The sequence below is a fragment of the Prevotella sp. RM4 genome (assembly GCF_000701965.1).
GTDB classification, from domain to species: Bacteria; Bacteroidota; Bacteroidia; order Bacteroidales; family Bacteroidaceae; genus Prevotella; species Prevotella ruminicola.
On the sequence record NZ_JNKG01000007.1, the window covers coordinates 419,485 to 432,839 of the forward strand.

The 13,355-nt window shown below is 48.6% G+C and carries 16 protein-coding genes and 1 tRNA gene; 12 read left to right on the forward strand and 5 right to left on the reverse strand.

The window, feature by feature from the left end:
- Positions 1 to 12: 12 nt before the first annotated feature.
- Positions 13 to 384 carry a hypothetical protein gene (locus tag T499_RS0102935; RefSeq protein WP_033149678.1) on the reverse strand — a complete coding sequence of 124 codons (372 nt, stop codon included), beginning with the start codon at positions 382 to 384 and terminating at the stop codon, positions 13 to 15.
- A gap of 349 nt (positions 385 to 733) precedes the next feature.
- Here T499_RS0102935 and T499_RS0102940 point away from each other — a divergent pair, with 349 nt between their 5' ends.
- Positions 734 to 1,336 (forward strand): hypothetical protein, encoded by a 603-nt coding sequence (locus T499_RS0102940; RefSeq protein ID WP_033149679.1) that lies wholly within the window; start codon positions 734 to 736, stop codon positions 1,334 to 1,336.
- A gap of 289 nt (positions 1,337 to 1,625) precedes the next feature.
- Here the strand turns inward: T499_RS0102940 and T499_RS0102945 are convergent, their stop codons facing one another.
- Positions 1,626 to 2,402: a radical SAM protein gene (locus T499_RS0102945; protein WP_033149680.1), complete on the reverse strand. Its 777-nt coding sequence runs from the start codon at positions 2,400 to 2,402 to the stop codon at positions 1,626 to 1,628.
- Between the two features lie 89 nt (positions 2,403 to 2,491).
- On the opposite strand from T499_RS0102945, the gene T499_RS0102950 reads away from it, so the two are divergent.
- The 6 genes from T499_RS0102950 to folK are packed head-to-tail and all read left to right on the forward strand — an operon-like array spanning position 2,492 to position 6,700.
- Positions 2,492 to 3,370 carry a cell division protein FtsX gene (locus T499_RS0102950; protein ID WP_033149681.1) on the forward strand — a complete coding sequence of 293 codons (879 nt, stop codon included), beginning with the start codon at positions 2,492 to 2,494 and terminating at the stop codon, positions 3,368 to 3,370.
- 34 nt (positions 3,371 to 3,404) lie between these two features.
- A complete protein-coding gene (locus T499_RS0102955; protein ID WP_028907675.1) occupies positions 3,405 to 3,629 on the forward strand; it encodes a DUF3098 domain-containing protein in 225 nt (74 codons plus the stop codon).
- Between the two features lie 40 nt (positions 3,630 to 3,669).
- Positions 3,670 to 4,473: an undecaprenyl-diphosphate phosphatase gene (locus T499_RS0102960; RefSeq protein WP_033149682.1), complete on the forward strand. Its 804-nt coding sequence runs from the start codon at positions 3,670 to 3,672 to the stop codon at positions 4,471 to 4,473.
- Entirely contained in the window at positions 4,470 to 5,186 is a 717-nt protein-coding gene (truB, locus tag T499_RS0102965) for a tRNA pseudouridine(55) synthase TruB (protein ID WP_033149683.1), read from the forward strand. The genes T499_RS0102960 and truB overlap by 4 nt, the downstream gene beginning before the upstream one ends.
- Positions 5,187 to 5,195: 9 nt before the next feature.
- Entirely contained in the window at positions 5,196 to 6,260 is a 1,065-nt protein-coding gene (queA, locus tag T499_RS0102970; protein ID WP_013063116.1) for a tRNA preQ1(34) S-adenosylmethionine ribosyltransferase-isomerase QueA, read from the forward strand.
- A 17-nt stretch (positions 6,261 to 6,277) separates the two neighbouring features.
- The gene (gene folK, locus T499_RS0102975) at positions 6,278 to 6,700 is read left to right on the forward strand and encodes a 2-amino-4-hydroxy-6-hydroxymethyldihydropteridine diphosphokinase (protein ID WP_033149684.1); all 423 of its coding nucleotides are present in this window, start codon (positions 6,278 to 6,280) and stop codon (positions 6,698 to 6,700) included.
- A gap of 9 nt (positions 6,701 to 6,709) precedes the next feature.
- Here the strand turns inward: folK and T499_RS0102980 are convergent, their stop codons facing one another.
- The 3 genes from T499_RS0102980 to porQ all read right to left on the reverse strand — a co-directional run bounded on the left by T499_RS0102980 (position 6,710) and on the right by porQ (position 9,830).
- A complete protein-coding gene (locus T499_RS0102980) occupies positions 6,710 to 8,098 on the reverse strand; it encodes an OmpP1/FadL family transporter (protein WP_033149685.1) in 1,389 nt (462 codons plus the stop codon).
- A gap of 92 nt (positions 8,099 to 8,190) precedes the next feature.
- The gene (gene cmk, locus T499_RS0102985) at positions 8,191 to 8,883 is read right to left on the reverse strand and encodes a (d)CMP kinase (protein ID WP_033149686.1); all 693 of its coding nucleotides are present in this window, start codon (positions 8,881 to 8,883) and stop codon (positions 8,191 to 8,193) included.
- A complete protein-coding gene (gene porQ / locus T499_RS0102990; RefSeq protein WP_084162864.1) occupies positions 8,880 to 9,830 on the reverse strand; it encodes a type IX secretion system protein PorQ in 951 nt (316 codons plus the stop codon). Before porQ ends, cmk begins: the two co-directional genes overlap by 4 nt.
- 100 nt (positions 9,831 to 9,930) lie before the next feature.
- Here porQ and T499_RS0102995 point away from each other — a divergent pair, with 100 nt between their 5' ends.
- From T499_RS0102995 to T499_RS0103015, 5 genes are all read left to right on the forward strand, one after another.
- Positions 9,931 to 10,626 (forward strand): energy transducer TonB, encoded by a 696-nt coding sequence (locus T499_RS0102995; RefSeq protein WP_033149687.1) that lies wholly within the window; start codon positions 9,931 to 9,933, stop codon positions 10,624 to 10,626.
- 5 nt (positions 10,627 to 10,631) lie between these two features.
- Positions 10,632 to 11,606, forward strand: coding sequence for a polyprenyl synthetase family protein (locus T499_RS0103000; RefSeq protein ID WP_033149688.1), 975 nt, complete (start codon positions 10,632 to 10,634; stop codon positions 11,604 to 11,606).
- Positions 11,606 to 12,385 carry a TatD family hydrolase gene (locus T499_RS0103005; protein ID WP_033149689.1) on the forward strand — a complete coding sequence of 260 codons (780 nt, stop codon included), beginning with the start codon at positions 11,606 to 11,608 and terminating at the stop codon, positions 12,383 to 12,385. Before T499_RS0103000 ends, T499_RS0103005 begins: the two co-directional genes overlap by 1 nt.
- Before the next feature lie 5 nt (positions 12,386 to 12,390).
- Positions 12,391 to 12,478 (forward strand) — tRNA-Ser (locus T499_RS0103010).
- Between the two features lie 17 nt (positions 12,479 to 12,495).
- Positions 12,496 to 13,338: a MotA/TolQ/ExbB proton channel family protein gene (locus T499_RS0103015; RefSeq protein WP_033149690.1), complete on the forward strand. Its 843-nt coding sequence runs from the start codon at positions 12,496 to 12,498 to the stop codon at positions 13,336 to 13,338.
- Positions 13,339 to 13,355 lie beyond the last annotated feature (17 nt).

Below are 13,355 nucleotides of genomic sequence, written 5' to 3' on the forward strand. Positions count from 1 at the left end.
AGGTAATTATTGTTATTGTTGTTGACTGTGATAGCGGCGCCATATTTTGCGCCTAAGCCAGGGTGGACGCTGCTTACGTGTGCTATCAGTGTCGATACCATATTTTTTTATGAGAAATAGGGCGAAATCTCCTGTCTCCTTTAGATCTCTCATCAGTTCGTCGTAAGTCTGTTGTTGAACTTTGAGAATCATCATTCGAATAAAAAGCGTTATCGAGATGTTGCGAGGGGCTTCCGGTTTAATCCATTTGCCATTGATACCTGCTACATGATCGATGACGCTTGTTAGTCCTTTTGTACGTTTAACTTGTTCAAGGATAAGCGTCATCATCTCTTTCTCAAATCCCTCTTGCATGGGGGGAGTGGGTGTTTTGTAGAATTTCATACAGTGTTGATAATGATTAAAATATTTATGCGTTTTGTACGCGTTTGTGCCTCAAAGATAATACAAATCGCTGAAACCATGATGACTTATATATGAATCATCATTCTTAAAATATTTAACTATTGTTGTGCGCTTTTTAACACAAATACACCTCAAAACAATAAAAATGGCTTGCAAGATGATGCAAAACAATATATTATCCTCTAACCTAAAATGTGTGGCTTTGATGTGTGTTATAATAACTTAAAGTTATGTTATTCTTTGTTAAAACATATCATATTTAAATTTGCTTTTTATATTTTTGCATCGGATGTTTTTATAACGCCACAATAACTTAAAATACCAAATTATGAAACAGTACCATCTTGTAAAATATATCTTTGATGGAGTCTGCCACGGGACTGTCCCCTGGCAGGCATTGTTATTGTTTTTGCTTGCGTTTGGTATCTTATGGTTTCGATTTGCATATTATCCATTCTGCCAACTTGATCAGATAGAGTCTGATTATGGAAATGCTACCATTAATGAAACTATTTTGTCATATGAAGAACGTATTAAAACATATAGAAAAGCCTTGTTTCTTACCAAAGGAATGTCGTTTAAAGACATACCATATAAAGGTGGAAAAGTAACTGTTGACTTTGGCTGGGATAATTGTATCACAATATCATCAGGAAATTTTGAAAGTGTTATACACATTGATCGTATTTGTTGTTATAGAAACGACAATACTAATATTATAGGGAAATATGGAGAATTTGTAGTCTTGGATCGCCCCCTTTCCGAAGATTCGGTATATATAGGTATTGGATTTTGGGATAAGAACAATAACTCGATAACAATTTATAAACAATCCAACGAAATGCCATATGGAAATAAAAAATACGGTTTCTATGTTGATACTAATAGATTAAAATTTGTAACAGGTAGGAACAATTGTTTTAATTATTAGGAATCATGGAAAGAATCTCTCAATCTCTCTTTACCTGAGTGACATAATATATAATGAACAAGGTAAAATTGATATTGCCCCTCTTGATGTTTGCGCCACTTTGGGTACTGGCAAAGAGTTTTGCGGGCGTAGTTGGCACAGATTGAGCCTGCCAGGGGACAGTCACTTGGCAGACTTATACTAAACCTAAAAACAAGATGATAGTATTCTTGATATTGATATTGTCGACCATTTGTGGGATTCCTATCAGACGCGTCAGAGTCTGGCTGACCATCAAGGCTAAGTGGATTCAATACGACGCGGTGCAGGGGATGCCGGCGGCGATCACGCGGTCGCGGATGGTGTCGAGTTGCTCGTGGGTGGCTTTCTCTAAACCTTGGGCGGGCGTTTCGCGGTCGATGGTGTAAATCATCACCTGCTGGGGCTTGATGGTCTTAACGGCTTCTAGCCAGGGGGCTACGTATTCCTCGCCGGTGTTATCTACGCTCTCGCCCTGGCATTGGCCGCGCATAAACATCGTCTGGATAATCACATGACCGTTAAAGGCTTTCAAACGGTCGATAATCTGGGCCACATCGTAGGTGCCGTTAGGATGATCTACCTTATTAATATATAAAGGATCAACGGTATCGAGTTTTAAAATGTTGTTGTCCACCTTCATCAGGGCGTCGTGTACCTGCTGACGGTGAATCATGGTAGAGTTGCTGAGTACCGACACCTTGGCCTGGGGGCAATACTGATTGCGCAGGCGGATGACATCATCGATAATCTCGGCAAAATGCGGATGGCAGGTGGGCTCGCCATTACCGGCAAAGGTCAGCACATCAGGCAACTGACCGTCGGTCACCATCTGCTGCAACTTGGCCTCGAGCTTCTCAATCACCTCCTGGCGTGTTGGCATGGGCAGGGTGGGGCGATGGTCCTCGTTGAAACCACACTCGCAATAAATGCAGTCGAAACTGCATACCTTACCGTCGGCTGGCAACAGGTTGATACCGAGCGAAATGCCCAGTCGGCGACTGTGAACAGGCCCAAAAATGGGCGATGGATAGATAATTGTACTCATAACGGGTGCAAAATTACACTTTTTTTTTGTGATAAAGAAAAAAAATAGTATCTTTGCAGCCGAATTCGAATTTTTACGTACGTAAATTAATGAAAAAACGAAAAAAAGATGCTGGCAACCGTCGAGGTGTGCAGTTGGTAACACTTTGCATTAGTACAGCGATGGTTCTGGTTTTGCTTGGACTGGTGGTATTTTCAGTCCAAACCTCTCGTAATCTGTCACAATGGGTGAAAGAGAACCTTACAGTGACGGTGATGCTGAGCGATGATGTATCGGTGAACGGCGCAAAACTGTTGTGTCGCGACCTGTATCATCGTCCCTATTCGCGTAACATCGACTACATTAGCAAAGAGCAGGCACTGAAGGAACAGAGCGAGGCTATGGGCTCCGATCCTTCGGAGTTCTTAGGCGTTAACCCGTTCCCAGCCACACTCGAGCTGCAGTTGCATTCGGATTATGCCAACCGCGACTCGTTGAAGTGGATTGCCCGTGAGCTGCAGAAGAATCCGAAGATTACGGATGTGGCTTATCAGGTTGACCTGATGGACAGCGTGAACCGCAATCTCACTAAGGTTAATCTGGTGCTCCTGGCGCTGGCCGTGCTGTTGACGTTTGTATCGTTCTCGCTGATTAACAACACCGTACGACTGAGTGTGTACTCGCGCCGTTTCATCATTCATACGATGAAGCTGGTGGGTGCCTCGTGGGGCTTTATCCGTAAGCCGTTTATGAAGCAGGCGCTGTTGGTGGGTGTGATAGCTGCCTTGATAGCCATTGCTGTGTTGGGTGGCTGCATGTATGCGCTCTACTACTACGAGCCCAACATTATCAGCATTATTACCTGGCGCGAGCTTACGATTACGGCTGTGGCTGTGCTGCTGTTTGGTATTATTATTACCGCTGCTTGCTCGTATATCTCGGTAAACAAGTTCCTGCGTATGTCGGCAGGAGAACTGTACAAGATTTAAAAATGTAAGAATTAGAAAATGTAAAAATTGAAATATGGATAAGAAGAATTTTGCATTCGATAAGACCAACTTTATATTGTTGGCAATCGGCATGGCCATCGTGGTGATAGGCTTTTTGCTGATGGTAGGTCCTAATTCTACCGATACCGCATTCGAACCCGATATCTTTAGTGTGCGCCGTACCAAGGTGGCACCCGTGATATGTCTGTTCGGTTTCGTGTCGATGATTTATGCCGTAGTTCGTAAACCAAAAGACTAGTAGGGTAAATGTAATAATTAGAAAATGTAAAAATTGAAATATGGATTGGATTCAAGCTTTGATTCTTGGTTTGGTGCAGGGACTCACAGAGTATCTGCCTGTTAGTTCGAGCGGACACCTGACTATCCTCTCAAACTTTTTCGGTATCGATGGTGCCGACAACCTGCAGTTTACTGTTGCTGTACACGTGGCTACCGTGCTGAGTACGCTGGTTATCCTGTGGAAGGAGATCGACTGGATACTGAAGGGACTGTTTAAGTTTAAGATGAACGACGAAACAAAATATGCCCTGAACATTGTGGTGTCGATGATTCCCGTAGGCATCGTAGGTGTATTTTTTAAGGATAAGGTAGAAGAGGCATTTGGCGCTGGCTTGCTGATTGTAGGCGTGATGCTGTGCGTTACCTCGGTACTGCTTATCTTCTCGTACTATGCCAAGCCCCGTGTAAAGGAGCATATCTCACTGAAGGATGCTTTTGTAATCGGTTTGGCTCAGGCATGTGCTGTGCTGCCAGGACTGTCGCGTTCGGGTTCTACCATCGCTACCGGTTTGATGCTGGGCGATAAGAAGGAGAAGCTGGCTCAGTTCTCATTCCTGATGGTGATTCCTCCCATCCTGGGCGAGGCCCTGCTGGATGTGCTGAAGGCCATGAAGGGCGATGAGGTAGTAAGCGATAGCATCGGCTTGTTCCCCATGATTGTTGGTTTTGTGGCTGCATTCCTGTCGGGTTGCTTTGCCTGCAAGCTGATGATTAACCTGGTTAAGAAGGGTAAGCTTGTTTACTTTGGAATTTATTGCGCCATCATCGGTGTAACAGTGCTCATTTATCAGCTCACTCGATGAACTTTCAGGAAGGCGCATATATCTATATCAACAAGCCCTATCGTATGAGCAGTTTCGGGGCGCTGGCACATATCCGTTATGTGCTGAGCAAACGACTGCATGTGAAACGTGTGAAAATGGGACATGCTGGCACCTTAGACCCCTTGGCAACAGGTGTGCTGGTGCTGTGTACCGGTAAGGCCACCAAGCAGATTGAGGCTTTGCAGCTGCACTCAAAGGAGTACACGGCCACCCTGCAGTTGGGTGCCACCACTCCCAGCTACGATTTGGAGCATGAGGTGGACGCAACTTATCCCACAGCGCATATCACCCGTGAGCTGATTGAGCAGACACTGCCCAGGTTTGTGGGTGACATCATGCAGCGTCCACCGCTGTTTTCGGCCTGTAAAGTAGGTGGCGACCGTGCCTATGAACTGGCACGCAAGGGTAGCGACCACCAGTTGGCCGAGAAGCCCGTGCATATCGATGAAATAGAAATCATAGATTTCGATCCCGAAAAGATGCAGCTGCAGATACGTGTGGGTTGTGGTAAGGGTACCTACATCCGCTCGCTGGCCCGCGACATTGGCGAGGCCCTTGGCAGCGGCGCACATCTTACTGCCCTGTGCCGTACACGCGTGGGTGATGTCAGACTGGAGGACTGTCTCACATTCGATGAGTTCCCAGCCTGGCTTGAAGAGAAATTGTCAAATAGTGAAATTGTAAATTCGTAAAATTAAAATATGAAGTTATCACAGTTTAAGTTTAAGTTACCTGAAGAGCAGATTGCACTTGAGCCACCTTTCCATCGCGACGAGTGCAAGCTGATGGTGTTGCATCGTAAGAGTAAGCGAATCGAGAGTGGTCTCGACTTCCGTAACATCCTCGACTACTTTGACGAGGACGATGCATTCATCTTCAACGACACTAAGGTGTTCCCTGCCCGTTTGTACGGTACCAAGGAGAAGACCGATGCCAAGATTGAGGTGTTCTTGCTGCGCGAGCTTAATGCCGACCAGCGCTTGTGGGATGTGCTTGTAGAGCCAGCCCGTAAGATTCGTATCGGCAACAAACTCTTTTTCGAGGAAGATGGTCCTATGGTGGCTGAGGTGATTGATAACACCACCAGCCGTGGCCGTACGCTGCGTTTCCTCTACGACTGTCCACACGATGAATTCAAGCAGATGCTGTTCGGTTTGGGCGAGGCTCCACTGCCACGCTACATTATCGACCGTCGTCCTGCTACCGAGGAGGATATGACTAATTTCCAGACCATCTACGCTAAGAACGAGGGTGCTGTTACTGCACCTGCCACTGGCTTGCACTTCAGTCGTGAGCTGATGAAGCGTATGGAGATTAAGGGTATCAACTTTGCCTTTATCACCCTGCACTGCGGTCTGGGTAACTTCGATGCTATCGAGGTTGAGGACCTGACCAAGCACAAGATGTCGAGCGAGCAGATGTTTATTCCTGCCGAGGCTTGTGAGATTGTAAACAAGGCCAAGGAGGAAGGACACCGTGTGTGCTGCGTAGGTGTGAGCACCGCCCGTGCTACCGAGAGTGCCGTAGGTACCGATGGTATGCTGAAGGAGTTTGAGGGATGGACCAACAAGTTTATCTTCCCTCCATACGAGTTCGGACTGTGTAATGCACTGATTGGTAATTTCTATCACCCTGAATCACCCATGATGATGACCGAGGCTTCGTTTGCAGGCTACGACCTGCTGTACGAGGGTTATCAGCGTGCGCTGAAAGAGGGGTATAAGTTCGGCTGCTACGGCGATGCCCTGTTGATGTTGGACGATTAATGAGTGAATAGTGAAAAGTGAATAGTGAAAAGTTACATCGGGTATTCCTTGGGCTGGGAAGTAATCTTGGCGATAAGGAAGCGAATATCCGCAACGCTATATCGCTTATCGGCGAAAGAGTAGGACTGGTTGTGCGCCAGTCCTCTCTTATTTCGACCGAGCCCTGGGGGTTCGAGTCGGATAACCAGTTCGTAAATGCCTGCGTGCTATGCGAAACCACACTAACGCCCCGCCAGGTGCTGCTTGCCACCCAGAAGATTGAGCGCGAGTTAGGGCGTACACACAAGTCGGTAGGAGGTCATTATGCCGATCGCCTGATAGATATAGACATTCTGCTATATGACGATCTGAGGGTGGATGAACCCGACTTGCAGATTCCCCACCCTCTGATGCTTGAGCGCGATTTTGTGATGATCCCGCTCGGTGAAATAAGAGATTGAATTTGGTATTTAGAATTTGTAATCCAAACCTACACCAATCACGTGGTTGGTGCGGCTGTATGTGTTACTACCAGCGTATGGCAGGCCCTGATACTGCTGCTGATTCTTGGTGAAGTCGCTGTAGAGCGAGCAGAAGTAGCTCACGTTCAGGCGCATCTTGTCGTTGATGTTCCAGGCACCACCCAAACCTACTGAGTAGCTGTCGCAGGCAAACGAGGTGTTCTGCTGGTAGCCGTCGGCCAGTCCGTAGTCGGTACGCTGACCACCACAGCTAACAGTAAACTTTTTGTTGATGTCGTACTCTACACCGGCCAGGATTTCGTGTGTGCCGTGGGTGAGCTCCTTCTGGCGGTCGCCTGCCATCTTGGCGTGCTTGTCGTCGAAGAAGTGATACTCCAAGGTGGCGCGCAACTTGTTGGTGAACTCGTAGCCTACGGCTGCCACAAACAGCGATGGCATGTCGTAACGTGTCTCGGCACCATCCTTATAGGCAGCCACCTTATCGCCGAACTGTGCCAATGCCAGGTCGCCCTCGATGTAAGGCATTACAGTCGCAGTGGTAGGATCAGTGTTCTTGATACGAGCCGAAAGTGTTTGGGTATCATTCTCAGTCTTGATTTTTGTGCGGAACTCGTATCGTGCAGCGATGGTGAGTGGACCGTCATGGTAGTCGAAGCTTACGATAGGTGCAAAGCCCCAACCACGCTGAATGCAGTCGAGCTGCAGGTTAATCAGGTCGATGTTGGCTGCAGGTGCTGTCGAAGAGGTATAGTTGGGGATGTCGGCTACTACATGGCCACGGTTGTAACCATCGTAGTAGTTGGCACGCATACCAATGGCAGCCGAGAAATTGTCGTTCACCTTGTAGGTCAGGTTCACCTGGCCGCCATAGATATACTGCTTACCCTTCATCTCTGAGTCGAAGCCGTAGCTGTTGGGCATCATGCCAGCCTGTGCCAGCATGGCCTTGAGGGGTACCTCGAACATGGGGATGCCTTCTTCGTACTTTACGAAACCGCCGCTGCCTACAATGCCAATCATGGCCGACAGGGCCACACGATCCTTCTTGTAAGAAGCAAAAAGGGCAGGTACGATGGGTGCCGAAGCCTTACCATTATACTTCTGCTGGAAACTTGTGCCTAAGAAACCTGGTACAGTTGTCTCGATGTCACGATTCTGCCAAGGCTTTTGAAAGTTCAATGAAAACTGGAATCCCTCGTGACCCCAGGCCAGTCCGGCGGGGTTACTGTAGGCTGCGTCGATTTCGGTCGTTGCACCACGTGCAAACATACGGTCGAATGCTATGTGATAATTCGTGTTGGTCATCAGTCCACCGGCGTGGACAGTGGCTGTCGAGGCTATTGCCAGCAGGCCTGAAACAATTAATTTTCTCGTCATTTTTTTAGATCTTAATGAAATTCGGCTGCAAAGGTAGCAAAAAATAACAAAAGAAGCGAAAAAATGACGAGAAAAATACATAAATAGAACAATTATTGCTCTATTTTCTCCTTAAAACGGTCCATTAACCACTGTTTCTGTTCAGGAATGGTCATGTAACTGTTGTCCAATTCGATGGCATCATCGGCCTTGCGCAGTGGACTTACCTCGCGGTGCGAATCGATATAATCGCGCTCCTGTACGTTCTTCAGGATATCATCGAAATCGGCAGGCATGCCCTTGGCTTTCAGCTCGTCAAAACGGCGCTGGGCACGTACCTCGGCCGATGCAGTTACAAAAACCTTCAGTTCGGCATCGGGGAACACGGTGGTACCGATATCACGACCGTCCATTACCACACCCTTGTCCTTACCCATCTGTTGCTGCTGGGCAACCATGGCGGTACGCACAAAACCTACGGCTGCAATGGGACTTACATGATTGCTCACCTCCAAGCTGCGGATCTCCTTCTCAACACACTCTCCATTAAGATAGGTGTCGGGGCGGCCAGTCTCGGCATTGAACTTGAACGAAATCTGTATCTGGGGCATCTGCTGCTCCAGTTCGGCTGTCTTTACGCTACCATCGGCATTAAACAGGTTGTGGCGCAGGGCGTAGAGTGTTACGCTGCGATACATGGCGCCTGTATCTACATATACATAGCCCACTTCGCGGGCCAGGTCCTTGGCCATTGTGCTTTTACCGCATGAGCTGTGGCCATCGATTGCAATTGTTATCTTCTTCATAATGTGTATGATATATTAATAATTAGCGATGATGTGCTGATATGATATTTGCCCCAGCCTAAGTGGAGCTTGAAGCGTTGCAGCGAGAGTCCTGCACCTAAGGTGAGTCCTGCGCCGTGGGCCGACGATCCTTCGCTGTCGGTAATCTTCATCTCGCTGGCTTTGCGGAAGTTATAACCGGCTGCTACGTAGATATTCTCGCCAAGCAGTACATCGGCACCGATGGCTAAATGGCGCCCGATGCCCTCGCTCCAGTCGGTAAGTCGGCTCATAGTGGCGTGGAAACGCAGGGGCGAGTTAAGCAGACGCTTGCTGGCACCCACCTGCAAGTCAAAGGGAATGCGTTCAAACTCATCGTCATATGCTTTGATTTGTCCACCTAAGTTGCGTGCCACAGTCGAAACACTCCAGCCACGCTCCACGTCGAGATAGTTCAAACCTAAATCCACGCCCACGCCTAAGGAGTTGTAGCCAGCAATGGTTGAGGTAATGAACTTGGCGGTGATACCACCACTGATACGCTCGGTCAGCTCGTAGGCAAACGTACCGCCAATGGCAATATCTCGGGCCGAGAAATCGCCTAGGTCCTCGTTCATAAACGAGGTCTGCTTTATGCGCCCATAGTCCATTAGTTGTGCCGATACACCCCACGAGGCACGTTCGCCCGAAAGACGAACAAACGAGGCACTCACTGTCTTGGCACCCTCCATATACGTCATGTAATTCAGGTTCAGTGTCTTATCGCTTACACCGCTGATAAGGGCAGGGTTGTGGAACAGTTGTGTGGCGTCGTCGTCGGTCAGTGTGATGTTCTCGCCACCCAATGCTGCAGCATGCGCACTCACGGGCAGTCGCAGGAAATTGTACACGGTTTTGCTCTCCTGCGCCATGCTGGTACAGGCCCAAAACGTGAGTAGGGTGGTGATAACGCCGTTTCTGATGTTCATTTCTCCTAATTTGGTCGCAAAGTTAGCAAAAAAACTTAATATATATCTATTTATACGGAAAAAAATACTATCTTTGCACTCGGTTTAATGAAAACTGTAGATGGACATCAAGAAGAGTAGAGAAGCGGATTTGGAACAGAAACGCACACAGGGGTTCCTGCTGGGACTGATTGTGGTGCTGGCCACGCTGTTTGTGCTACTCGAGTGGAACAGTGGCGATACTGGCTGGGCGTTGTTTGATGACGACGACAGTCTGGAAGCCGAGGTGGAACTCTCGCCCCTGAAGCGCGATAAGGACGAAGTGCCGATGATGATGCCTCAGGAAAAGAAAGTTGAAAAACAGGAGAGCGAGCAGCTACACTTGGTGGATAATGATGTGGAGCTACCCCCCGAACCCATCCTGCAGGACGAGACCGAACAAGAAGAACCCACCGAGAAGGCTGCCGAAGAGAAGCCTCAGGTGGTGGATATGTACGACGAACCCATCGACTTCCGCGTGGTTGAAGACCTGCCGCAGTTCCCTGGTGGTGCCGTCGAGTTTATGAAGTGGCTCACGCAGAACCTGAAATATCCCCCCTCGGCCCAACAGAAAAAAATCAAGGGCAGAGTGGTGGCACAGTTTGTGGTTAACAAGGATGGCTCGTTGAGCGACCTGCAGGTGGTACAGCCCCTGGAGCCTGCCTGCGATGCCGAAGTGATGCGTGTGCTCAAGACCATGCCACAGTGGAAGGCCGGTATGATGAATGCCAAGCCCTGTCGCACGATGGTGTGTATTCCTATTGTTTTTAATTTATAAAAGATATGTATAAATCAGAAGATCTACTGAAGAAAGTGAATGAGGCCCTCGATAATCTGGTTTACGATCGCCAGCCTGCCTCGTTGTACGACCCCATTAAGTACGTACTGTCTATCGGCGGAAAACGTGTACGTCCAGTACTCACCATGCTGGCGTACAATCTCTATAAAGACGATCCACTGAGCATTATGTCTCAGGCCCTCGGACTGGAGACCTACCACAACTTTACTCTGCTGCACGACGACCTGATGGACCACGCTGATATGCGTCGTGGACATGAGACTGTACACAAGAAGTGGGATGCCAACCGTGCTATCTTGTCGGGCGATACCATGTTGCTTCAGGCTTTTGAGCGTGTAGAGGATTGCGATCCTGCTAAGCTGCCTGCTGTATTCAAGGTGTTTATCCAGACCACACTCGAGATTGGTGAGGGACAGCAGTTGGATGTAGAGTTCGAACAGCGTAACGATGTTACCGAGGATGAGTATATTGAGATGATCCGTCTGAAGACCAGCGTGCTGCTGGCCTGTGCTTGTAAGGTGGGTGCTATTATGGCTGATGCCCCAGCCGAGGATATCGAGAATATGTATAAGTTCGGCGAGAAGTTAGGTCTGGCCTTCCAGTTGCAGGACGATTTGCTGGATGTTTATGGCGATCCCGCTGTGTTTGGCAAGAATATTGGTGGCGACATCACTTCGAACAAGAAGACCTATATGCTCATCAATGCCTTTAACCGTGCTACTCCTGCCCAGCGTGAAGAGCTCACCAAGTGGGTTGAGGCCAAGGAGTTCGACCGCAACGAAAAGGTGGCTGCAGTAACCAACCTGTACAACGAGATTGGTATCCGTAAGCTGTGTGAGCAGAAGATTGAGCAGTACTACCAGGAGAGTATGGTTTACCTGACAAAGGTGAGCGCTAGCGAAGAGCGCAAGGCTGAGATCAAGGCTTACGCTGCCGAAATGATGAAACGTCAGAGCTAATGATAGATACGCATTGTCATATTGATGGTGAAGAGTTCGTTGAGGATATCGACGAAGTGATTGCACGTGCTCGCGAGGCTGGCGTGCAAGCCATCGGTGTGCCAGGCATCAATCTGCAGTCGCTCGATACTGTTATCAGCGTTTGCAAGCGCTATCCCAACTACTGCTATCCCATGCTGGGCTTGCATCCCGAGGATGTGAAGGCCGACTGGCAGGAGGTGCTGGATCAGATAAAACCCTACTTCCAGCAGGATGGTGTAAAACCCATTGCTGTTGGCGAGGTGGGCCTGGACTTTTACTGGAGTCGTGAGTTTGAGCAGGAGCAGCTGTTAGCTTTCGAGAAGCAGGTAAAATGGTCGGTTGAGTTGCAGTTGCCGCTGATGATTCACTGTCGCAAGGCCCAGAATGAGATGGTAGCCATCTTGAAACGCTATAAGGACCAGTTGCCAGGTGGCGTGTTCCACTGCTTTACGGGTAATGAACTCGAGGCCAAGGAACTGTTGCAGTTCGACAGGTTTGTGCTGGGCATTGGTGGCGTGTCAACCTTCAAGAAGTCGCATCTGCCTGAGGTGCTGCCTGCTGTGGTGCCTTTGAATCGATTGGTACTCGAGACCGACGCCCCTTATATGGCCCCTGTGCCTAAGCGTGGCGAGAGGAACGAGCCCGCCTTTGTGGCCTACGTGCTGAAGAAGTTGGCCGAGGCCTATCAGGTAAGCGTGGAAGAGGTTGAGACAGCAACAAATGAGAATTGTAGAAGAGTATTAAATTTAAATGTTTGAAATAAGGAGAGGTGCTCGAGTGGTTGAAGAGGCACGCCTGGAAAGCGTGTAGCCGGCAAAACCGGCTCGCAGGTTCGAATCCTGTTCTCTCCGCGGATTAAGAAATATATATGAAACGATTGGTTTTTCTATTTACACTGATAGGTCTGCTTAGTTTTTCGCAAACCTGTTTCGCTCAGTCCGCAGTTGCAGCTGATAGTGTTAAGAGCGCTGCAGCTGTGGTGCCTGCCGATTCTGTGGCTGCTACCGACTCCATGACCGTGATGGATGGCGAGTTGGAAGCTCTTACAGGCGATGAGGCTGAAGAGGGTGGTGGTCTGCACAAACAGCTGAAGACCAAGTTTGTTGATGGCAACGTAGCCTTCATGTCGCTGGTGGCCCTGGCCTTAGTGCTGGGTCTGGCATTCTGCATTGAGCGTATTATCTATCTGACACTGAGCGAGATTAAGAGTCATCAGCTGATGGCAGATATCGAACAGCGCCTGAAGGCCAATGATGTAGAGGGTGCCAAAACACTCTGTCGTAACACCCGTGGTCCTGTAGCCTCAGTGTGCTATCAGGGATTGCTGCATATCAAACAGCCCATGGATGCCATCGAGCGTAGCATCACCAACTTTGGTGGTCTGCAAACTGCTAACCTCGAGAAAGGTTGCTCGTGGATTAAGCTCTTTATTGCCATGGCACCATCGCTCGGATTCCTGGGCACTGTGATTGGTATGGTGATGGCCTTCGACCAGATTCAGCAGGTAGGCGATATCGGTCCAACCATCGTGGCTCAGGGTATGAAGGTGGCGCTGATTACCACTATTTTTGGTATCGTAGTAGCGTTGGTATTGCAGCTGTTCTACAGCTACATCCTCTCAAAGATTGAACGTTTGACCGCACAGATGGAAGAAGCTGCCATTACACTGCTCGACCTGATTGCTGAGTGGAAGACAAAGAGTGAAGAGTGAATAGTGAAGAGTGAATA

Coding starts and splice junctions, on each gene's coding strand:
- T499_RS0102935 (WP_033149678.1), bottom strand. CDS start 384: ATGAAATTCTACAAAACACCCACTCCCCCCATGCAAGAGGGATTTGAG.
- T499_RS0102940 (WP_033149679.1), top strand. CDS start 734: ATGAAACAGTACCATCTTGTAAAATATATCTTTGATGGAGTCTGCCAC.
- T499_RS0102945 (WP_033149680.1), bottom strand. CDS start 2,402: ATGAGTACAATTATCTATCCATCGCCCATTTTTGGGCCTGTTCACAGT.
- T499_RS0102950 (WP_033149681.1), top strand. CDS start 2,492: ATGAAAAAACGAAAAAAAGATGCTGGCAACCGTCGAGGTGTGCAGTTG.
- T499_RS0102955 (WP_028907675.1), top strand. CDS start 3,405: ATGGATAAGAAGAATTTTGCATTCGATAAGACCAACTTTATATTGTTG.
- T499_RS0102960 (WP_033149682.1), top strand. CDS start 3,670: ATGGATTGGATTCAAGCTTTGATTCTTGGTTTGGTGCAGGGACTCACA.
- truB (WP_033149683.1), top strand. CDS start 4,470: ATGAACTTTCAGGAAGGCGCATATATCTATATCAACAAGCCCTATCGT.
- queA (WP_013063116.1), top strand. CDS start 5,196: ATGAAGTTATCACAGTTTAAGTTTAAGTTACCTGAAGAGCAGATTGCA.
- T499_RS0102980 (WP_033149685.1), bottom strand. CDS start 8,098: ATGACGAGAAAATTAATTGTTTCAGGCCTGCTGGCAATAGCCTCGACA.
- cmk (WP_033149686.1), bottom strand. CDS start 8,883: ATGAAGAAGATAACAATTGCAATCGATGGCCACAGCTCATGCGGTAAA.
- porQ (WP_084162864.1), bottom strand. CDS start 9,830: ATGAACATCAGAAACGGCGTTATCACCACCCTACTCACGTTTTGGGCC.
- T499_RS0102995 (WP_033149687.1), top strand. CDS start 9,931: ATGGACATCAAGAAGAGTAGAGAAGCGGATTTGGAACAGAAACGCACA.
- T499_RS0103000 (WP_033149688.1), top strand. CDS start 10,632: ATGTATAAATCAGAAGATCTACTGAAGAAAGTGAATGAGGCCCTCGAT.
- T499_RS0103005 (WP_033149689.1), top strand. CDS start 11,606: ATGATAGATACGCATTGTCATATTGATGGTGAAGAGTTCGTTGAGGAT.
- T499_RS0103015 (WP_033149690.1), top strand. CDS start 12,496: ATGAAACGATTGGTTTTTCTATTTACACTGATAGGTCTGCTTAGTTTT.